Source organism: Actinomadura livida (assembly GCF_014648675.1).
In the GTDB taxonomy this organism is placed as follows: domain Bacteria; phylum Actinomycetota; class Actinomycetes; order Streptosporangiales; family Streptosporangiaceae; genus Spirillospora; species Spirillospora livida.
On the sequence record NZ_BMRO01000024.1, the window covers coordinates 33356 to 52895 of the forward strand.

General features: G+C 74.0%; 18 protein-coding genes. 5 read left to right on the plus strand and 13 right to left on the minus strand.

The window, feature by feature from the left end:
* The 4 genes from IEZ03_RS35455 to IEZ03_RS35470 form a co-directional block, all read right to left on the minus strand.
* The coding region (locus tag IEZ03_RS35455; protein ID WP_189241273.1) for an ABC transporter substrate-binding protein at nucleotides 1-862 on the minus strand (862 nt) is incomplete at its 3' end.
* 23 nt (nucleotides 863-885) lie between these two features.
* Entirely contained in the window at nucleotides 886-1572 is a 687-nt protein-coding gene (locus tag IEZ03_RS35460; protein WP_132047983.1) for an ABC transporter permease, read from the minus strand.
* Nucleotides 1573-1627: 55 nt separating this feature from the next.
* On the minus strand, nucleotides 1628-2278 hold the full coding sequence (locus tag IEZ03_RS35465) for an ABC transporter permease (RefSeq protein ID WP_184887271.1): 651 nt from the start codon (nucleotides 2276-2278) through the stop codon (nucleotides 1628-1630).
* On the minus strand, nucleotides 2278-3408 hold the full coding sequence (locus IEZ03_RS35470) for an ABC transporter ATP-binding protein (RefSeq protein WP_184887273.1): 1131 nt from the start codon (nucleotides 3406-3408) through the stop codon (nucleotides 2278-2280). The genes IEZ03_RS35465 and IEZ03_RS35470 overlap by 1 nt, the downstream gene beginning before the upstream one ends.
* A 155-nt stretch (nucleotides 3409-3563) precedes the next feature.
* Here IEZ03_RS35470 and IEZ03_RS35475 point away from each other — a divergent pair, with 155 nt between their 5' ends.
* On the plus strand, nucleotides 3564-5027 hold the full coding sequence (locus IEZ03_RS35475) for an aromatic amino acid ammonia-lyase (RefSeq protein ID WP_184887275.1): 1464 nt from the start codon (nucleotides 3564-3566) through the stop codon (nucleotides 5025-5027).
* Between the two features lie 4 nt (nucleotides 5028-5031).
* Here the strand turns inward: IEZ03_RS35475 and IEZ03_RS35480 are convergent, their stop codons facing one another.
* Nucleotides 5032-6039: a LacI family DNA-binding transcriptional regulator gene (locus tag IEZ03_RS35480; protein WP_184887277.1), complete on the minus strand. Its 1008-nt coding sequence runs from the start codon at nucleotides 6037-6039 to the stop codon at nucleotides 5032-5034.
* Nucleotides 6040-6173: 134 nt separating this feature from the next.
* Here IEZ03_RS35480 and IEZ03_RS35485 point away from each other — a divergent pair, with 134 nt between their 5' ends.
* Together IEZ03_RS35485 and IEZ03_RS35490 are read left to right on the plus strand one after the other, a co-directional pair.
* Nucleotides 6174-6713, plus strand: a complete 540-nt coding sequence (locus IEZ03_RS35485; RefSeq protein WP_229808785.1) for a cysteine dioxygenase — start codon at nucleotides 6174-6176, stop codon at nucleotides 6711-6713.
* A 289-nt stretch (nucleotides 6714-7002) separates the two neighbouring features.
* A complete protein-coding gene (locus tag IEZ03_RS35490) occupies nucleotides 7003-7776 on the plus strand; it encodes an SGNH/GDSL hydrolase family protein (RefSeq protein WP_184887280.1) in 774 nt (257 codons plus the stop codon).
* Between the two features lie 22 nt (nucleotides 7777-7798).
* Here IEZ03_RS35490 and egtD read toward each other — a convergent pair whose 3' ends face one another.
* The 4 genes from egtD to egtA all read right to left on the minus strand — a co-directional run bounded on the left by egtD (nucleotide 7799) and on the right by egtA (nucleotide 12175).
* Nucleotides 7799-8752, minus strand: coding sequence for an L-histidine N(alpha)-methyltransferase (gene egtD / locus IEZ03_RS35495; RefSeq protein WP_184887282.1), 954 nt, complete (start codon nucleotides 8750-8752; stop codon nucleotides 7799-7801).
* A gap of 64 nt (nucleotides 8753-8816) precedes the next feature.
* The gene (gene egtC / locus IEZ03_RS35500) at nucleotides 8817-9551 is read right to left on the minus strand and encodes an ergothioneine biosynthesis protein EgtC (protein ID WP_184887284.1); all 735 of its coding nucleotides are present in this window, start codon (nucleotides 9549-9551) and stop codon (nucleotides 8817-8819) included.
* Nucleotides 9552-10970, minus strand: a complete 1419-nt coding sequence (gene egtB / locus IEZ03_RS35505; RefSeq protein WP_184887286.1) for an ergothioneine biosynthesis protein EgtB — start codon at nucleotides 10968-10970, stop codon at nucleotides 9552-9554.
* Nucleotides 10967-12175 (minus strand): ergothioneine biosynthesis glutamate--cysteine ligase EgtA, encoded by a 1209-nt coding sequence (gene egtA, locus IEZ03_RS35510; protein WP_184887288.1) that lies wholly within the window; start codon nucleotides 12173-12175, stop codon nucleotides 10967-10969. Before egtA ends, egtB begins: the two co-directional genes overlap by 4 nt.
* 251 nt (nucleotides 12176-12426) lie before the next feature.
* On the opposite strand from egtA, the gene IEZ03_RS35515 reads away from it, so the two are divergent.
* Nucleotides 12427-13707, plus strand: coding sequence for an RNA polymerase sigma factor (locus IEZ03_RS35515; protein ID WP_184887291.1), 1281 nt, complete (start codon nucleotides 12427-12429; stop codon nucleotides 13705-13707).
* Nucleotides 13708-13748: 41 nt separating this feature from the next.
* Here IEZ03_RS35515 and IEZ03_RS35520 read toward each other — a convergent pair whose 3' ends face one another.
* Nucleotides 13749-15368 (minus strand): MFS transporter, encoded by a 1620-nt coding sequence (locus IEZ03_RS35520; protein ID WP_184887293.1) that lies wholly within the window; start codon nucleotides 15366-15368, stop codon nucleotides 13749-13751.
* Nucleotides 15369-15523: 155 nt separating this feature from the next.
* Here IEZ03_RS35520 and IEZ03_RS35525 point away from each other — a divergent pair, with 155 nt between their 5' ends.
* On the plus strand, nucleotides 15524-16198 hold the full coding sequence (locus IEZ03_RS35525; RefSeq protein WP_184887295.1) for a TetR family transcriptional regulator: 675 nt from the start codon (nucleotides 15524-15526) through the stop codon (nucleotides 16196-16198).
* Nucleotides 16199-16256: 58 nt separating this feature from the next.
* Here IEZ03_RS35525 and IEZ03_RS35530 read toward each other — a convergent pair whose 3' ends face one another.
* Genes IEZ03_RS35530 through IEZ03_RS35540 form a run of 3 tightly spaced genes read right to left on the minus strand, consistent with a single transcriptional unit; the run spans nucleotide 16257 to nucleotide 19441 of the window.
* Entirely contained in the window at nucleotides 16257-17429 is a 1173-nt protein-coding gene (locus tag IEZ03_RS35530; RefSeq protein ID WP_184887297.1) for an acyl-CoA dehydrogenase family protein, read from the minus strand.
* Nucleotides 17429-18535, minus strand: a complete 1107-nt coding sequence (locus IEZ03_RS35535; protein ID WP_184887299.1) for an acyl-CoA dehydrogenase family protein — start codon at nucleotides 18533-18535, stop codon at nucleotides 17429-17431. The genes IEZ03_RS35530 and IEZ03_RS35535 overlap by 1 nt, the downstream gene beginning before the upstream one ends.
* A complete protein-coding gene (locus IEZ03_RS35540; protein ID WP_184887301.1) occupies nucleotides 18536-19441 on the minus strand; it encodes an AMP-binding enzyme in 906 nt (301 codons plus the stop codon). It abuts the gene before it with no gap.
* Between the last annotated feature and the right edge of the window lie 99 nt (nucleotides 19442-19540).

Here is a 19540-nt window from a genome sequence, read left to right on the forward strand (position 1 = left end):
CGATGACGATGCGCTTCATCATGTCGAGGAGGTCCTGGGTGGTGAGCTTGGCGGAGATGGCGTTGAGCGCCGCCCGCGCCGTCTCGTTCACCGACTCCTTGTGGATCAGCGGCGTGACGTTCTGCGCGCTGAACACGTTCTCCGGGTCTTCGAGGACGACCAGCTTGTTCTCCTGGATCGTCGGGTCGGTGGTGAACAGGTCGGCGGCCTGGATCTTGTTCTCGGTGAGGAGCTTCACCAGCGTGGACTGGGCGCCGGCGTCGAACGACCGGAACTCCTTGAACTCGATCCCGTAGGCCTCCTTGAGGCCCTTGAGGCCCTGCTGGCGGGTCTCGAACTCCGACGGCCCGGCGATGACGAGCTCGTTCGCGACGCCCTTGAGGTCCGCGATGGACTTGAGGTCGTGCTTGGCGGCCGTCTGCGGGTTGACGGTGACGGAGTCCTTGTCCTCCGCCTCGGCCGAGTCGAGGATCTCGACCGACTGCGGCAGCTTCGCCTTCAGCTCGGCGTTGATCTCCTCGGTGGTGGCGGCCTTGCTGTTCTCGTCGACGGACGTGGTCAGCAGCGCGCCGTTGTACTCCGGCATGACGCTGATGCCGCCCTTGACGACCTGGTCGTAGTAGACCTCGCGGGCGCCGATGTTGAACTTGCGGGTGACCTTGAGCTCCTTGGCCTCCAGGGCCTGGGCGTAGATCTCGGCGAGCAGGTTGCTCTCCGGGAAGTTGGCGCCGCCGACGGTGATGGTGCCGCTCGCACCGCCGCCCTCCAGGGGGTTGTCGTCGCCGGAGTCACCGCCGCCGCAGGCCGACAGGGCCAGCGCGGCCGCGAGGCCGACGACCGCGCCACGGATCAGTTTCTTCATTGCGTTTTCCTCTGTTTCGGTGGTCAGGAGGAACGGGCGGTGCCGAGCAGGCCCGGCGAGACGACGAGGCGGCGCAGGCCCGCGAAGATCAGCTGGACGATCAGCGCGAGCAGCACCACCAGAACGGTGCCCCCGACGACGAGCTGGTAGTCGTTGCGGGCCAGCCCGTCGATGATGTAGCGGCCGAGGCCGCCGAAACCGGGGTAGGCGGCGATGGTCGCGGTGGCGACGACCTGGATCGCGGACGTGCGCAGCCCCAGCAGGATCAGCGGCAGCGCCATCGGCAGCTCCGCCCGCCACAGCACGCCCCAGCCGGACATGCCCATGCCGCGGGCGGCGTCCTTGGCGTCGGCGTCCACGCCGCGGACGCCCTCGAAGGTGTTGACCAGGATCGGCGGGACGGCCAGCGCGACCAGCGCGACCAGCACCGGCGTGATGCTGTAGTCGATCACGACGATGAACAGCACCAGGCCGAAGGTGGGGATCGCCCGCGCGACGTTGGCGACGCTGACCGCGAGGAAGCCGCCGCGGCCGGTGTGCCCGACGAGCAGGCCGAGGGCGAGGCCGATCACGGCGGCGGCGAACAGCGCCACCCCCGTGTAGTAGAGGTGCTCCAGCGTCCGGTGCGGGATGCCGTCGTCGCCCTCCCACTGGGAGGAGGCGGTCAGCCACGTCCAGAACAGATCGATCTGGTTCCAGAGGTCGTTCATGCTGCCTCCCCGTGGGGGGACGACCCCCCACACCCCCCGCGCTCGCTTCGCTCGTTCATGAGACCTTCCCCCGCACCCGCGCCCATGGGGTGAGCAGCCGCTGGACGGTGACCAGGATCGCGTCGGTGACGAGCGCCAGCAGCACGATCAGGACGGTGGCGGCGATGATCTGCGTCGGGAACGACAGCTGGTAGCCGCGGATGATGTCGTAGCCGAGCCCGCCCTGGCCGATCAGCTGCCCGACCGCGACGAGGCTGATGGACGAGACCGCGGCGACGCGCGTCCCGGCGATGACGATGGGCACGGCGATCGGCAGCTCGACCCGCAGCAGGCGGCGCAGCGGGCCGAACCCCATGGCCGTCGCGGCCTGCCGGACGGGGTCGGACACCGAGGCCAGCCCGTCCACCACGTTCGGGACGAGCACCGACAGGCTGTACAGCGTCAGCGGGATCATGACGGTGGACGCGGTGAGCCCGGTGTACTGGATGAAGATCATGAACAGCGCCAGCGACGGGATCGCGTAGAACACGTTCGCGATGGTCAGCGCGGGCGGGTAGAGCCAGCCCCAGCGGCGGCACAGCACCCCCACCGGCAGCGCGATGAGCAGCCCGAACAGCACCGGCAGCAGCGCGAGCCGCAGGTGGACGAGGGCGTGCTCGCCGAGCGAGTCGGTGTTGCGGGCGATCCAGTCCCAGTCGAACTCCATCAGCCACCGTCCTCGGCGGCCTCGGCGGGACGCGGGTCGGCGCCGGCGCGGGCGATGGCGGTGCTCAGGTCCTGCTGGTCGGCGACGCCCGCGAGGCGGCCCTCGGCGTCCACCCCGACGGCGCGGCCGGACGGCGACAGGATCGCGGCGTCGAGCGCGGCCCGGACCGAGTCGCCCGCGACGTCGAAGGTGTGCCCGATCGGCGCGAGGGACGCGTCGCCGACGACCCCGGACGCGGGCAGGCCGGCCGCGGCGGCCCAGCCGAGCGGGCGCCGGTCGGCGTCCACGACCAGGACCCATCCGCCGGCGGCGTCGCGGGCCCGCTCGACGGGGGCGTCGGCGGGCAGGACGTCCCGTTCGCTCAGCGGCGCCGAGGAGGCGGGGATGAACGACAGCCGCCGGATGCCGCGGTCGTGGCCGATGAACCCGGCGACGAAGTCGTCCGCGGGCCGGGCCAGCAGCGTCTCGGGGCTGTCCACCTGGACGAGCTTGCCGCCGGTCTGGAACACCGCGATGCGGTCGCCGAGCTTGATGGCCTCGTCGACGTCGTGGGTGACGAACACGATCGTCTTGTGCAGTTCGTCCTGGAGGCGGAGGAACTCGTCCTGCAGCTCGGCGCGGACGACGGGGTCGACGGCGCTGAACGGCTCGTCCATCAGCATGATCGGCGGGTCGGCGGCGAGGGCGCGGGCGACGCCGACGCGCTGCTGCTGCCCGCCGGACAGCTGGAACGGGTAGCGCCGCGCCATGGAGCGCTCTAGCCCGACCCGCTCCATCAGCTCGTGCGCCCGCGCCCGCGCCTTCTTCTTGTTCCAGCGCAGCAGGTACGGGACGGTCGCGATGTTGTCCTCGATGGTGCGGTGCGGGAACAGCCCGGCGTGCTGGATGACGTAGCCGATGCCGCGCCGCAGCTCGGCGGGCTTGTGCTCGCGGACGTCCTGCCCGTCGATGAGGACGCGGCCGGACGTGGGCTCGACCATCCGGTTGATGGTGCGCAGCGCGGTGGTCTTGCCGCCGCCGGACGTACCGACGAACACGGTGATGCGGCCGGTCGGGCAGTCGAGGCTGACGTCGTCCAGGGCGACGGTCCCGCCCGGGTAGCGCTTGGTCACGCCCTCAAAGGTGATCAAGGTTCTCGTCCTCGCCGGGCGCCCGCGACGCCGTGATCGGTTCGTCCTTCTCCCCGACCGTAACCGGGGGTACGGTCAGTGAAGTGTCCCAGCTTGTCCGGAACATCGAATTCGGAGCCTACCTACCTGGAAAACCGGGAACGTAGCCTCAGCCCGTGGAGAACAGCCGAATCGTTATCGATGGGACATCCCTCACTTGCGCCCGCGTGCGGCGCGCCGCCCGCGAGGACGTGACGATCGTCACCGCTCCGGAGGGCGTCGCGCGCGCCCGGCGGGCCTGGGAGGTGGCCGGCGAGGTCGCCGCGTCCCAGCCGGTGTACGGCAGGACGACCGGCGTCGGCGCGAACCGCGTGGTGGACGTCGAGTGGGAGGACGCCGACGCGCACGGGCTGCGGCTGCTGCGCAGCCACGCGGCGGGCGCGGGGCCGCTGCTCGCGCCGGAGATCGTCCGGGCGATGCTGACGATCCGGCTGAACCAGATCGCGGCGGGCGGCTCGGGTGTCGAGCCGGGGGTGCTGCAGGCCCTCGCGGACGCGCTCAACCTCGGGCTCCTTCCTCCGGTTCCGGTGTACGGGGCGATCGGGACGGGCGACCTGACCGCGCTGGCCTCGACCGCGCTGTGCCTGCTCGGCGAGCGCGCCTGGCTCCCCGACCCGGACGGGACGGTGCGCCGGGGCCCCGGCTACCGGCTGCGCTCGGCGGACGCGCTGGCGTTCATCAGCTCCAACGCGGCCACGCTCGGGGAGGCGGCGCTCGCGGTGGCCGACCTGCGCGAGCTGCTCCGCGCGTCCACGGTCGCCGCGGCGCTGTCGCACTTCGCCGTCCGCGGCTCGGAGGAGCCGTACGCGCAGGCGGTGCAGGACGCGTGCCCGCATCCGGGGCAGGGCGAGGCGGCGGCGGCGATGCGGGCGCTGCTCGCCTTCGACCGGCCCGCGCCCATGCGCATCCAGGACCCGTACGGGTACCGGGCGTTCCCGCAGGTGCACGGCCCGGCGCTGGAGGCCGCCGGCTACGCCGAGGAGGTCGTGACCCGCGAGATCAACGCGGCGGCCGAGAACCCGCTCGTGGACGTCGAGGGCCGGGCGGTCTGGCACGGCGGCAACTTCCACACCGCCTACGTCGGGCTCGCGCTGGACTCGGCCCGCGCCGCGCTGTTCCAGACGATGGCGCTGGCCGCCGCCCGGCTCGGCACGCTCGCCGAGCCTGCGTTCACCGGCCTCTACCCGTTCCAGGGCGCGACGGAGGCGTCCTCGGGGATCATGATCCTGGAGTACGTGGCGCACTCCTGCCTCGCCGACGTCCGCCGCCTGGCGACCCCGGCCGCGCTCGGCAGCGCGGTGCTGTCGCGCGGCGTCGAGGAGCACGCGGGCTTCTCCACCCAGTCGGCCCGCGCGACCACCGACGCCGTCGCCGCGTACCGGCTCGGGCTCGGCTGCGAGCTGCTCGCCGCCGTCCGGGCGCTGCGGATGCAGGGGCGCGCCCCGTCCGGCGGGCCGCTGCGGTCGGCGTTCGACATGGCCGGCGCCGTGCTCGACCCGCGCGTGGAGGACCGGCCGCTGGACACCGACATCGCCGCCGCGGCGGATCTGCTGCCCGGACTTGCCCGGCTGCATCCCTGACCCCCTACTCCGGCCGCCCGCCCGTCGACGCGCGGACGCGCAGCGACGGCTCGCGGACGACCCGCCGCTTGCGCGGCTTGCCGTCGATGACGTCGACGGCGAGCCGGACGGCCGACCGGACGATGCCGTCGATGTCCCAGTCGACGGTGGTGAGCGGCGGGGTGAGCAGCGCCGACATCGGGTGGTTGTCGTAGCCGCAGACGGCGACGTCGCCGGGGACGGCGAGGCCCAGCTCGCGGGTGGCGGCGTACACGCCGTAGGCGATGGAGTCGGCGAAGCAGAACACCGCCGAGGGGCGCGCCGGGCCGGCGAGGACGCGCGTGGCGACCTCGGTGGCGGCGGCGAGCGACTGCGGCACGACGACCACGTCGACCGCCAGGCCGAGGCGCTCGGCCTCGGCGTTGACGTGCACGTCGGCGGGCCGGTCGGGGGTGCTGGCACTGGTCGAGGTGAACACGGTGAGGCGCTCGTGCCCGAGGTCGCGCAGGTGCTCCAGCGCGAGCGTGACGCCCCGCCGGTTGTCGAACACGACCTCGCCCTGCGCCTGCCCGCCGTGCAGCGCGTCGCCGATGGACACCACGGGGACCGACGCGGCAAGCTCCGACCACAGCGCGGCGGCCGGGTCGAGCGGTTGGACGATCAGGCCGTCCACCCGCTGGTCGCGCAGCCGGCGGGCGAGGGCCAGCTCCCGCTCGGGGTCGCCGCCGGCGTCCACGATCAGGGCGTAGCGGTCGCGGGCGAGCAGCGCCCGGCCGATGCCGACCGCGAGCGACTGCTGCCAGTAGTCCTCCAGGGAGCCGCACAGCAGCCCGACCTGCCCGGTACGGCCGCTGGCCAGCGCGCGGGCGATCGGGTGCGCCTCGTAGCCGAGCTCGTCGGCGGCCGCCCGGACCCGCTCCTGCGTCTCCTCCGAGGTCTGGATGCCGCGCAGCGCGTACGAGACGGCGGCGGGCGACAGCCCCGTCGCCCGCGCCACCTCGCGGATGGTGGCGCGCTTGCGCTTCTCCGGCATCCACCCAACCCTAGAGCCCGCCACCGACACCGCGCCGGACCGACTTGACCGCGGCCGCCCTGAACCGGTTCACTGAAGCGGTTAACTGATCCGGTTCAGCGGCCATGGCCAGGCCGTTCGAAAAGGAGGAGAACGTGTCGTCCGAGGTACTGCCCCGTCCCGCCGGTTTCGCGGACCTGCCCGGCCGCCCCCTGGACCGGCGGGAGCTGCGCGCGCTGGTCGACCGCCTGGCGGGCCGGCCGGAGCTGTGGCGGGAGCACGTCGCGTTCCCCGAGGGCGCCCGCCACTACGCCTCGCTCTACCGGGACCAGCACGTGGACGTCTGGCTGCTCTGCTGGACGCCCCGGAACGACACCGGATGGCATGACCACGATGTCTCGTCCGGGGCGGTGCACGTCGTCGCCGGAACCGTGGAGGAGAACAACCCCCGCATCGGCGGCGAGCCCCTCCGGACCGTCGTCACCGAGGGCGGGTCGTTCTGCTTCGGCCCCGACCACATCCACCGGATCACCGGCGTGGCCGACGCCAGCGTCACGATCCACGCGTACTCGCCGCCGCTGTCGCGCCTGGGCCAGTACTCCGTCGACGACTCGGGCGTGCTGCGCCGCCTGACCGTCGACTACACCGAGGAGCTCCGCCCGCCGGAGGAGGAGCCCGCCCTGGCGGCCGGCTGAGGGGCGGCCCCCCGAGGCTGGACCCCCGGCGGGCCCGGCCACCGGAGCCCGGGCCCACCGGGGACGGCGCCCGCCCGAGCCCGCTCACATCGGCCGAGCACCCATACCCTTCCCAGCGCGCACCGGCGCCGAAGTGTCACGCTCGCCCCCGCCCGCCGCGGGGGTCGCCGCGGGGGTCGCCGTGGGGGCCGCCACACCGGTGCGGACGGGGACTCGGCGGGGGCGGTGGATCAGTAAGATACGGATTCATCCCCGAGCCCGGGTGGCTCTGGACGATAGGTGGTCCTCGATGACATCTCGCCGCGCCCGACGCGGCGCGGCGACTCTGGTGCTGTGCCTGAGCCTGACGGCGGTGGCGGCCGCGACCGGCTGCTCCCCGATCGGGGGCCAGGTGCACCGCTCCGCGGCCGCCGACGGCCCCGGACAGGGCGGCAAGCAGGCCGGCGGGCGGGCCGCAGCGCCCCCGGTGGTGATGTTCCTCGGCGACAGCTACACGGTCGGGGACGGGCGCGTCCAGCCGGAGTTCACGTACGCGTCCGCGACGGCGCGGCTGCTCGGCTGGCAGGTCGTCGTCGGCGGGCGGGCCGGCACCGGGTTCGTCGTGAAGCGCCGGGACGCGTTCCTCGGGCTGTTCGAGAGCCAGCTCGGCTGGCGCCCGGCGCCCGACATGCTGATCGTGTCCGGCGGCCACAACGACTTCCGCGTCCCCGCACCGCAGGTCGCCGCCGCCGCGCACGTGCTGCTCGAACGCGCCGGGCAGCGCTGGCCGGGCACGCACATCGTGCTGATGGGGCCGATCTGGGGGACGGGGACGCCGCCGCAGGGGGCGATCGCCGTCCGGGACGCGCTGCAGAACCTCGCCGGGCAGCTCGGCATCCCGTTCGTCGACCCGATCGGCGAGCAGTGGATCACCGGCGACCCGCTGACCGGCATCGGCAACGCGCCGCAGTACATCAAGCGGGACCGCACCCACCCGAACGAGGCGGGCCACCGGTACGTGGCGACCCGGCTCGCCGGGGACCTGCGGCGGCTCGGCCTCGCCGAGCCGTCCCGCAAGAACTGAGGCGGCTCGGCCGGCCGGGGCCTCAGCCGGTGGGGCGGGCGAGGGTGAGCGAGAAGTCGCCGTCCGCGTCGGTCCAGAACTCCGCGATCTCCATCCCGGCCGCGCCCAGTTCGGCCTCCAGCCGGTCCCGGCGGAACTTGGCGGAGATCTCGGTGCGCATCTCCTCACCGGCCGCGAACGACACCGCCAGGTCCAGGCCGCCCACGCGGACCTCCTGGTCGCGGACCGACCGGAGCCGCATCTCGATCCACTCCTCGGCCCCGTCCCAGACCGCGCGGTGCTGGAAGGCGTCCGGGTCGAAGTCCGCGTCCAGCTCCGCGTTGATGACGCGCAGGACGTTGCGGTTGAACTCGGCGGTGACCCCGGCCGCGTCGTCGTAGGCGCGGACGAGCCGCCCCGCGTCCTTGACCAGGTCGGCGCCCAGCAGCAGGAAGTCGCCGCCGGACATGGTCGCGCGGACGCCGCCGAGGAACCCGACCCGCTCGGCGGGCGGCATGTTGCCGATCGTCCCGCCGAGGAAGGCGACGAGGCGGCGCTCCCCGCCCGGCAGCAGGTGCAGGTGCCGCTCGTGGTCGGCGACGACGGGCCGGACGTCCAGGCCCGGATGGTCGGCGGCGATGCCCGCCGCGGCCTCCTCCAGGAAGTCGCCGCTCACGTCCACCGGCACGTACGTGCGCAGCGTGCCCGCGAGGGCGTCGAGCAGCAGCCGGGTCTTCTCCCCCGACCCGGCGCCGAGCTCCAGCAGCGTCCGGGCGCCGGTGGCCTCCGCGACGGCGGCCGCCCGCGCGACGAGGATCTCCCGTTCGCGGCGGGTCGGGTAGTACTCCTCCAGCTTGGTGATCTCCTCGAACAGCGCGCTGCCGCGCTCGTCGTAGAACCACTTGGGCGGCAGGGTCTTGGGCGTTCCGGTCAGCCCCTCGTAGACGTCGTTGCGGAGCGACTTGGCGAGGTCGTCGGCGGTCAGGAACCGGTCCACGTGGTTCTCCTTAGCTGTTTCCGGGGGCGGCCCCCCGGACCCCAGGGCTTCGCCCGAAGGGCCCTCAAAGCGGCGTGATCGACACGCCGGCGTCGAGCCCGGCGGTGACGAGGGAGCGGTCGGGGACGGCCTTCCAGCCGGCGTCGCCGTCCAGCGGCTCGGACGCGATCCGGATCTGGTCCGCGTCCTCGCGGACGAACAGCGAGTCGCCCCAGGTCGTGGCCGCCAGGGACGTGCCGTCGGAGGCGAGCAGGTTGTAGCGGCCCGGGGCGAACGCGGTGATCTCCCCGACGACGGAGGCGAGGCCGTCGCCGAGGGAGGCGCCGCCGCGCCAGTGCCGGACGGCGAGGGCGAACAGCGGCGCCGAGTCGACCGGCGCGCGGGCGTCGGGCACCCCGGCGAGGTCCCCGGCGAGGTCCCGGAGCCGGCCCTCGGCGCCGCCGTAGTCGTCGATCCTCCCGTTGTGGCTGAACAGCCAGGACCCGGCGCGGAACGGCTGGGCGCACGACTCGTCCACCGGGAACCCGGCCGTCGCCGACCGGACCGCCGCGACCGCGCAGGACGCCCGGACGGCCCCGGCGACCTCGCGGAACGACTGGTCGGTCCAGATCGGCTGGGCGCGCCGGAACCGGACGGGCGCGCCGTCCCGGTACCAGCCGACGCCGTAGCCGTCGGCGTTGAGGATGCACCCCTGCGTCATGCGCGGCGCGTACGACTGGGTCTCCAGCGAGTGCTCACCTTCGTAGACGAGCGAGTGCAGCGTCCGCTCAGGCCCGAGGTAGCCGAGATGGCGGCACATCTAGCGCCCCTCCCCGTCTACGGAACGCGCACACCGGAAACCGGAGAAGATCTGCCGCCTGACGGGGTAGTCCCAGTTGCGGAACGACCCGCGCACGGCGAGCGGGTGCGTGGCCCAGGAGCCGCCTCTCAGCACCTTGTACTCGGGGCCGAAGAACACCTCCGAGTACTCCTTGTAGGGGAAGGACCGGAAGCCCGGGTAGCCGCCGAAGTCGGACGACGTCCACTCCCACACGTCCCCGATGAGGCGCCTGACCCCGTACGCCGAGGCCCCGGACGCGTAGGCGCCCGTCTCGGACGGGCGGAGCGCCCGCTGCCCCAGGTTGGCGCGCCCCTCCTCGTAGGCGTCGCCCCAGGGGAAGCGGCGCGACCGCCCGGCCGCCGGATCCCAGCGCGCGGCCTTCTCCCACTCGGCCTCGGTCGGCAGCCTCTTGCCGGCCCACCGGGCGTAGGCGTCCGCCTCGTACCAGGACACGTGCTGGACGGGCTCGTCCGGCGGGACGGGTTCGGTCCGCCCGAAGCGGCGCCGCAGCCATCGGCCGCCCTCGCGGTGCCAGAAGGCGGGTGCGCGTTTGCCGCCGGCGTTGCGCCATTCCCAACCGGCGGCATCCCACCATCGCGGGTCGTCATAACCGCCCGCTTCCATGAAGGAGATGTAGGCGGCGTTGGCGACGGGCTCGACGTCGATGTAGTACGCCGGAAGATCGACGACATGGGCGGGGCGTTCGTTGTCGTACGCCCAAGGATCGTCCGACGTGCCCATTCGGAACGGCCCCGCCTCGATCAGGACCTCGCCTATCCCGGAGCCTGCGGAAGGGGGCATCCGAGGGGGCTCGGCGACCGGGTCGAGCAGTGCCGGAGCGCCTTCGCGCAGCTGGTGCGTGGCCAGCATGGTCTCGTCGTGCATGTGCTCGTGCTGGACGACCATCCCGTACACGAACCCGCCCGAGGTGAGCGGGTCCGCGGTGTCGAACCGCACCGACGGCAGCGAGTCCAGCACCTTGGCCCGGACCGTGCCGATGTAGGAGCGGGCCTCGTCCGGCGGCAGCAGCGGCAGGGACGGCCGCTCCGCGCGCGGGTGCTCGAACGCGTCGTACAGCCCGTCGATCTCCGGGCGCATCGCGTCCGCGCCGGCCGCCGCGCGCAGCAGCCACAGCTCCTCGTAGTTCCCGACGTGCGCGAGGTCCCACACGAGCGGTGACATCAGCGGGGACACCTGCGAGGTGAGGCCCGCCTCGTCCAGGACGTCGGTGGTGAGGCCGAAGCTGCGGTCGCGCACCGCGCCGAGCTCGCCCGCGATGAGCTCCTTCAGCGCGTCCTCGTCGGCGGCGGCCGGGTACGTGGCGGCCGGGTACGTGGCGGCCGGGTGCGCGGCGGCCGGGTGCGCGGCGGGCGCGTCCCGGGGGTTCGTCCGGGTCATGTCGCATCCTCCTCGGACGGGATCGGGGGCGGAGCGGGGTCGTCGGCGGGGCAGCGCCCCCGCTCGACGTAGCGGCGGGCGTACTCGTCCACCAGCGGGACGAGGCCGGGCGCGCCGAGCCGGGGCAGCGCGTCCAGCGCCGCGGCGAAGCAGGCCCGCGCCGCGGCGGCCAGCGGCGGGTCGGCGAGGCCGAGCCGGGCGGCCTCCGCCCACCGGTGGGCCACCGGCTCGGCGGCCTCCGCCGCGGCGCGCGCGGCCGCGGGATCGTCCAGCAGCGCGGCCGCGACCGCGACGGGGACGGGCCAGTACGGGCCGGGCAGCGCGTCGATCATGCGCAGCTCCAGCCAGCCGCGCGGCCGGACCGGCGGGAACAGGGTGGACAGGTGGTAGGCCAGGTCGTCCGCGCAGGGCTCGCCCTTGGCCAGCCACTCCAGGAACGACATCCCGGGGTCGGACACCCATTCGCCCTCGGCGGTGTGGACGAGCATGACCCGCGCGTCGAGCGCGTACCTCGTCCACGCCTCGGCGGGGTCTGCGTCCGCGCCGTCCCGCAGGACGGGCAGCGTGCGGCAGGGGTCGAGCTCGGTCCAGATGCCCTGCCGGGACGAGCGCATCCCGGTCCGGCGGCCGGCGCGCAGCGGCGAGTTCGCGAACGCGGCGACGAGCACCGGGCCGAGCGCGTGCACGAGCCGCCAGCGGCGGCACGCGTCATCGGGGTCGGCGCCGATGTCCAGGTTGACCTGGACTGACGCGGTCGAGCACATCATCGCGAGGCCGGCGTCCCGGAAACCGCCCGCGCGGAAGTAGTCGCGCATGCAGTCGTAGCGGGGATGGTCGGCCTGGTAGCGGGGCCGGCGGACGGGGTCGACGCCGTGCCCGGCGAGGGCGAGGCCGTCCGGCGCGAGGGCGGCCCGCACGTGCGCGACGTCCCGGGCGAGTTCGGCGTGCAGCTCCCCGAGCCCGGGGAACGGCGCGGAGCTGAGCTCCAGCTGGCCGCCCGGCTCGTAGGAGATCCGGCTGCCGCCGGGCGGCGGGCCCGCCGCGCCGACCAGGGCGCGCACCCGGTCGCCGGGGACGTGGGCGGCCGGGTCGGCGGCGTCGACGACGAACCACTCGGTCTCGGCGCCGACCGTCCCGGGCGGGCCGGTCTTGAAGCAGACACCGCGAACGTGCTGGTAGACGTCCTCCACGGTCAACCGGGACACGGCTCACTCCTCACCTGGGTGACGGCGGAACCGAACCTTCCCACCTGAACCGGATCAGAAATCCGACTGAATTCGCGAACTTCGCTAAATCTCCATGAACATCACCGTCCGCACGCGTCTCCGTTACCTTCCGTACTATTCGACGCCACGCCTAATCCCGGACTTCTCAGGCATTGACCGGAGACGCTAGAGTCCGTCAACCAGCGGTATGCACCATTTGTGGATGCCGGGCAGACGATCGGGGAGGTCACATGCGCGGAGACATGGGTCCGCTCTACGACGCGCACGCAGACCGCCTGTACGCGTACTGCTGGTCGCTGGTCGGCGACCAGCGCGCGGCGGCGGCCGTCGGGGACGCCTTCACCGCGGCCGTCCACCAGCCGCCGCGCGGCGACACCGTCCTGTGGCTGTACTCGCTGTCGCGGTCGGCCTGCGCCGAGCGCGGCGCGTTCGCCGGCAACCTCGACGGGCGCGGCGGGGTGCTGTTCGCCGACGCCGACCCGCTGCTGCGCGCCGCCGGGGCCCTGCGCTCCGACCACCGCGAGGTGCTGCTGCTGTGGGCGGGCGAGTGGCTCGAACCGCACGACATCGCCCGCGTCCTCGGCATCGCGCCGGACACGGTCGTCCAGCTGCTCGACGCGGCGCGGACGCGTCTGGAGCGGTCCGTTCTCGACATCCTGATGCGCGGCACGGCCGACGCGCGGCACGACCTCATCACCGCGTTCGAGAAGAAGCGGCTGCCGCAGCTGCTCGCCCGGCGGGCCCCGTCCCGCGCGCCCGGCTGGCTGCGCGACCAGGTCCTCGCCGCCTGCGAGGACGAGGCCGTCCGGCCGCTGCCGAGCGTCGTGTCCCCGAGCCCGCTCGTGGTGATCGGCGCCGACCGGCCCCGCCGCGGCGCCGGCGACCGCGCACGGCGCGGGCTGTCCGGCGGTCTGCACCGCGGCCTCGGCGCCGCGGCCGGCGTGGCCGCCTCCGCCGCGGCCGTCATCGGCCTGCTCGCCACCTGGCCGACGCCGAAGAGCGGCGGCTCCGCCTCGATCGTCCCGACGTCGTCGAGCGGCGGGGCGAACCCCGCGTCCGCGGCGAACAGCGGCCCCCGGCACCCGATGCCCGGCCTGTCCGGCACCGAGCGGGCGACGGGCGAGGTGCCCGGCTCTCCCGGCGCCCCGGCGGGCGGCGGCGCCGCCGGCCCGGCGCCGCAGACCGGCGGCGCGCCCGCCGGTGGCGGCGCGGACCCGGCGCCCACGGCGACCGCACCGGCCGGCACCCCCGCCAAGGAGACGGACCGGCCGGCGCCCGGCACGCCGTCCCGGCCGGACGCCCCGACCACGCCCCCGCCGACCGGCGGTTCGCCGACGACGCCCCCGGACACCCCCGGCGACCCGACGACCCCGCCCGGCACCGGCGACCCCACGACCCCGCCGCCGGACACCCCGACGGACCCGCCGTCCGACGACCCGGGCGACGGGGACTCCGGCACCCCCGCCCCCAGCCCGACGTCCAACCCGGAGCCGTCCCCGAGCGGCGGCTGACCCCGCACGACTGACCCGCGCACGACTGACCCGCGCACGGCTCACACCGCCGCGGCGCCCTCGACCGGGGACGATCCGCGCCGGACGAGCAGGGCCGCGAGGATCGCGGCGGCGGCGACCATCCCGGCGACGGTCAGCGAGGTCTGGAAGCCGTCCATGAACGCGAGGTGGCTTCCGGTGGTGATGGCCTCGGCGGCCGGCTCCGGCGTGCCGGGCGGGACGGGCGCGCCGCCCTGCGAGACGATCCCGCCCTGGCTCGTGAGCTGCCGCGCGGCTCCGCCGGGGACGCCCGCGTCCGTCAGCCTGCCGAACAGCACGTCGCCGACCCTCGTGGACAGCAGCACCCCGAGGACCGACGTCCCGAGGACGCCGCCGACCTGCGCGGCGGTCTGCTGCAGCCCGCCCGCGACGCCGGCGAGGTGCGCGGGGGCGTTGCCCACGATCGCCTCGGTCCCGGCGACGATCACCATCCCGAACGCCAGGCCGATCAGCACGAACCACGGCCAGAGCTCGACGTAGGGGGCCGCCACCCCGATGCGCGACAGGCCGAGCAGCGCGGCGGCGGTGAAGGCCATGCCGAGCGCGAGCGGCACCCGCGGCCCGAAGCGGCTCGTCAGCGCGCCCGCGATCGGTGACGCGACGATGAACACGGCGGTCATCGGCAGCATCCGCACCCCGGCCTCCACCGGGCTCATGCCGTGGACCTGCTGCAGGTAGAGGGTGATGAAGAAGATCGTCCCGAACATCGCGAAGAAGCCGAGGACGATGAGCCCGGTCGCCGCCGACAGCGACACCGAGCGGAACAGCCCGAGCGGGAGCAGCGGACGCTCGACGCGCAGCTCGTTCCACACGAACGCGGCGAACAGGACGGCCGAGACGGCGAACGACACCAGCGGGACCACGTCGCCGAAGCCGTCCTCGCCCGCCCTGATCAGGCCCCAGACGAGGCCGAACAGCGCGCCGGTCAGCAGCGCGACGCCGGGCAGGTCGAAGGAGCCGGCGGCGCCCTCGTCCCGCGACTCGCGGATCACCCAGAGCCCGACGAGGAGCGCGACGAGGCCGAGCGGGGCGTTGAGGAAGAAGACCGACTCCCAGTTGACGTTCTCGACCAGCAGCCCGGCCACGATCGGCCCGCCCGCGATGGAGATGCCGAGCGTGGAGCCCCAGACGCCGATCGCGGTGTTGAGCCGCTCGGCGGGGAACGTGTTGCGCAGGATGGCGAGGCTCGCGGGCTGCAGGAGCGCCCCCGCGAAGCCCTGCACGACGCGCCAGAAGATGACCGTGCCGAGGCCGCCGGACAGGCCGATCAATACCGAGGAGACCGCGAACCCGACCACGCCGGCCAGGAACGTCCGCCTCCGTCCGAACCGGTCGGCGATCTTCCCGGCCGGGATGAGCGTGACGGCGAGCGCCAGCAGGTAGGCGTTGGTCACCCACTGGAGGCCGGACAGGCTCGCGCCGAGGTCCGCGGCGATCGCGGGGTTGGCGATGGACACGACGGTCGCGTCCAGCCCGACCATCATCACGCCGAGCGCGACGGCGACGAGCGTGAGCCATGGATGGCCGTGGCCCCTCCTGGCCGCGCGGCGCGGCGCCTTCCCGTGCGGCGGTACGCGGACGGCGCCGGGATCGAGCGTGCCGGCGCCGGTGGAATGAGTCATCGATCGATATCCCTCCGGATTGGCAGATGGCCAAAGTGTCATGAGATGACAGTTGTCGTCAACCGACTCTTGGCGCGAAGAGACATCAGTCACATGGAGACAACATTCACCCGCTGTCTCTTGGCGCGGGACCGGCGGCTGGCTACACTGCGCACATGACCGCGACCGCCCCCGAGACCGGCGCCGGGCAGGGCGCCTCCGGTCCCGGCCCCCGGCCCCCGGGCAGGCGCGAACGCAAGAAGCAGCGCACGCGCGAGGCCCTCGTCGACGCGGCGTTCGACCTGTTCTCCGCGAAGGGGTTCGACGCCACCACCGTCGAGGAGATCGCCGACGCCGTGGACGTCTCGTCCCGCACGTTCTTCCGCTACTTCGCCTCGAAGGAGGACGTGGCGCTCACCTTCCAGGAGGAGCAGACCCGCGCGATCATGGCGGCGCTCGCCGAGCGGCCCGCCGACGAGCCGATCATGACGGCGCTGCGCCGCGCCGTCGTCGTGATCGCCCGCGCGTGCGAGGCGGGCGAGCTCGGCTTCGACCCCGGGCGCTTCCAGTGCATGCTGTCGATGATGAACGACAGCCCCGCGCTGATGGCGGGCTCGCTGGAGCACGCGCAGAAGAAGCAGACCATCCTGATCGACTTCGTCGCCGAGCGGCTCGGCGTCGACCCCGCGACCGACCTGCGCCCGCACGTCATCGCCGGCGCGGCCACCGGCGCCTTCCAGGCCGCCGCCGAGACGATCCGCCGGCACGGCGACGCGTTCGGCTCGATGTCGCAGACCGTCGACCAGGCCTTCGCGCTGCTGGAGGAGAGCCTCAACTACCCCCAGCGGTGATCGGCGCGGAGGCGGACGCGATCACCGCCGGGGCGCTCGATCACCGCCGGGGCACGGGTCAGCGGGGGGCGCGGGGCAGGCCGAGGCCGATCATCGCGATCAGCTCGCGCTGGATCTCGTTGACCCCGCCGCCGAACGTCAGCACCAGCGCGCCCTTGGCCAGGCGGTCGGTGGCCTCGATGAACTCCGCGGTCGCCGGGTCACCGGGGTCGCCGTACCGGGCGAGGACGTCGCCGACGATCCGGCCGACCTCCTGCACCCGCTCCGAGCCGTAGATCTTGGTGGCGGACGCGTCCGCCGCGCCCAGCCAGCCGAGGTCCTGGTTCGCGGCGACCTGCCAGTTGAGCAGCTCGTTGACGCGCAGGTAGGCGTAGACCCGGGCGACGGCGCGGCGGACGGCGGGCTCCGCGATCAGCGGCCGGCCGTCCCGCCCGGGGGTGGTGCGGGCCCAGCGCTCGAACCGCACGTGGGTGTGCCCGATGTTGCCGGCGGGGCCGAGCGTGACCCGCTCGTGGTTGAGCTGGTTGACGATGAGGTCCCAGCCCTTGTTCTCCTCGCCGATCAGCATGTCCGCCGGGACGCGGATGTCCTCGAAGTACGTCGAGTTGGTGTGGTGGCGGCCGTCCATCGTGATGATCGGCGTCCAGGAGAACCCGGGGTCCTCGCAGTCGACGATGAGCATCGAGATGCCCTTGTGCTTCTTCGCGTCCGGGTCGGTGCGGGCGGCGAGCCACACGTAGTCGGCGGTCTGCGCGCCGGACGTGAAGATCTTCTGGCCGTTCACGACGTAGTGGTCGCCGTCCCGGACGGCCGTGGTGCGCAGGGCGGCGAGGTCGGTGCCCGCGCCCGGCTCGCTGTAGCCGATCGCGAAGTGGCACTCCCCCGCGAGGATGCGCGGGATGAAGAACTCCTTCTGCGCGTCCGTCCCGTACTGCAGGATCGTCGGGGCGACGGAGTTCAGCGTGATGAGCGGGTAGGTCACCTCGGCGCGGGCGATCTCGTTGGCGAAGATCGTCTGCTCGACGGGGCCGTAGCCGCGGCCGCCGTACTCCTTCGGCAGCGCGACGCCGAGCATCCCGTCGCGGCCGAGGCGCCGGCAGTGCTCCATGTAGGCGGGGCCGAACGGGTCCTCCAGGATCGCGGCGCGCTGCTCCGCGTCCAGGCAGTTCTCGAAGTACTCGCGCAGCTCGGCGCGGAGCCGCTTCTGCTCCTCGGTCAGGTCGATGAACATCAGGCCTCCTGTGCCACGAGCGCGCCGAGCGAATCCAGGGTCTCCTCCGCGCCGCCGAGCATGTGCGCGCACTGCTTGCCCCAGGCGAAGTAGCGGTGCAGCGGGTAGGTGACGTCCAGGCCGATGCCGCCGTGCAGGTGCTGGCAGGTGTAGAGGGCCTGCACGACGGGGTCGCAGGCGTTGTAGGCGGCGACGGCGAGGACCTCGTCGGTGTCGGCGGCGCCCTCGCCGAGCCGCCACACGCCCGCCCAGACGGCCACGTCGAGCGCGCGCTTGGCGATGTAGACGTCGCCGATCTGCATCGTGACGGCCTGGAACTGGGCGAGGGCGCGCTCGAACTGCTCCCGCGTCTTGACGTACTCCGTGGTCAGCGCCAGCGCGCCCTCGATGACGCCGGACGCGAGGGCGACCGCGCCCGCGACCGCCGAGCGGCGCAGCGCGTCCCACGCGGCGCCGTCGGCCGCGCCGCCGAGGAGGGCGTCCGGGCCGACCCGCGCGCCGTCGAGCGCGACGCGCGACAGCGGCTCGCTCGTCGCGGACGGCTGCGCGGTGATCGCCGCGGCGGACGGCTCGACGAGGAAGACCCCGACGCCCTCGCCCTCGACGCGGGCGGGCACGAGGATCCGCGACGCCTCGCGCGCGTACGGGACGAACGTCTTCACCCCGTCCAGGACGAAGCCGTCACCGTCCCTGCGCGCGGTGGTGGCGATCTCCCCGGCCGGGCCGACCTCGCGGTACGCGCCCGTCAGCACCGCCTCGCCCTCGGTCAGCGGGCCCAGCAGGGCCTTCTGCTCGGCCGTGCCGTGCAGCCCGATCGGGACGGCCGCGAGCGCGAGCGACGCGTACACCGGCACGGGCGCGACCTTGAGGCCGACCTCCCGCAGGACGACCGCCAGCTCGACCGGTCCGAGGCCCGCGCCGCCCGCGTCCTCCGGCAGGACGAGCCCGAGCAGCCCGGCCTGGGCGAGCGCCTTCCACGTCACCGTGTCATACGCCGCGCCGCTCTTCTCGAAAGCCTCCAGCCGCTCCCGGGTCGCCTCGCGTTCCAGGAGCCCGGCGGCCAGCTTCTTGATCTCCTGCTGGGTCTCGTCAAGGTTGAAGTCCACTCATCCGCTCCGTTCCAGGAGGTGCAGCCGGCCGCGCTTCTCGAACTCCGCCCGGAGCCCGGCCGCGTCCTCCGCGGTCATCCGGCGGTAGGCGACGTCCCGGCCGGGCCGCCACCACACCGGGTCGTCGGTCTGCCAGCCGTCCCCGACCAGCCGGCGCTTGAGGATCTTGTTGGAGGCGGTCGCGGGCAGGTCCCGCATGACCCGGACGTACCGCGGCGGCCACTTCGGGCTCAGGTCCGCGCGGCCGCGCAGGTACGCGGCGAACGCGGCCGGGTCGAAGCCGTCCGCCGCGAGCGCCAGCATCACCTGGTCGCCGGACGCCGCGTCCGGCACCCCGTACACCGCGAGCTGCCGGACGCCCGGCAGCTCCGCGAGGGCGCGCTCCACCTGGGCGGCGCCGAAGTTCTCGCCGTCCACCCGGAGCCGGTCGGCGCTGCGGCCGGCGAAGAAGATGTAGCCGTCCGCGTCGGCGTAGGCGAGGTCGCCGCTCCAGAACATGCCGTCGCGGAGCCGGTCGGGCGCGTCCTCCCGGTAGTAGCCGTCGAACAGCCCGAGGTCGGCGTGCCCGGGCCCGGTGAGGACGAGGTCGCAGTCGGCGCGCTCGGCGTCGCCCGCCGGCTCGGCGGCGCTCCGCGTCGGGTTCAGCGCGACGAGCACCGACCCCGACAGCGCCGCCCCGCCGAGGAGGAACACGAACTCGGGGACGTTGTCGAGGAGCACGCCCACGTGGACCGGGCGGTCGCGGCCACCCGCAGCCGTGTCGCCCAGGGACGTCGTCCAGGCGGCGCGGGCCGCGCTTTCGGCGACGACCTCGCGCCAGGTCCAGGCGCCGTCGCCGCCGGCCCGGCGCAGTCCCGGGCGGCCGTCGTCCGCCCTCGCCTCCAGCAGTGCCGCGACGCTCACCCTGCCACCTCCCGGGCCGACCCCACGGCGAAAAAGTAGAACAGATTCTAGTCTGTGTCCAGAGGCATGATCGGGCTCGATCCCGGGCAGATTCTCCAG

Bases quoted from the DNA above. Each gene is read 5' to 3' on its own strand.
- IEZ03_RS35460 (WP_132047983.1), bottom strand. From the start codon at position 1,572: ATGAACGACCTCTGGAACCAGATCGATCTGTTCTGGACGTGGCTGACC.
- IEZ03_RS35465 (WP_184887271.1), bottom strand. From the start codon at position 2,278: ATGGAGTTCGACTGGGACTGGATCGCCCGCAACACCGACTCGCTCGGC.
- IEZ03_RS35480 (WP_184887277.1), bottom strand. From the start codon at position 6,039: ATGCCGGAGAAGCGCAAGCGCGCCACCATCCGCGAGGTGGCGCGGGCG.
- IEZ03_RS35490 (WP_184887280.1), top strand. From the start codon at position 7,003: ATGACATCTCGCCGCGCCCGACGCGGCGCGGCGACTCTGGTGCTGTGC.
- egtC (WP_184887284.1), bottom strand. From the start codon at position 9,551: ATGTGCCGCCATCTCGGCTACCTCGGGCCTGAGCGGACGCTGCACTCG.
- egtB (WP_184887286.1), bottom strand. From the start codon at position 10,970: ATGACCCGGACGAACCCCCGGGACGCGCCCGCCGCGCACCCGGCCGCC.
- IEZ03_RS35515 (WP_184887291.1), top strand. From the start codon at position 12,427: ATGCGCGGAGACATGGGTCCGCTCTACGACGCGCACGCAGACCGCCTG.
- IEZ03_RS35520 (WP_184887293.1), bottom strand. From the start codon at position 15,368: ATGACTCATTCCACCGGCGCCGGCACGCTCGATCCCGGCGCCGTCCGC.
- IEZ03_RS35525 (WP_184887295.1), top strand. From the start codon at position 15,524: ATGACCGCGACCGCCCCCGAGACCGGCGCCGGGCAGGGCGCCTCCGGT.
- IEZ03_RS35530 (WP_184887297.1), bottom strand. From the start codon at position 17,429: ATGTTCATCGACCTGACCGAGGAGCAGAAGCGGCTCCGCGCCGAGCTG.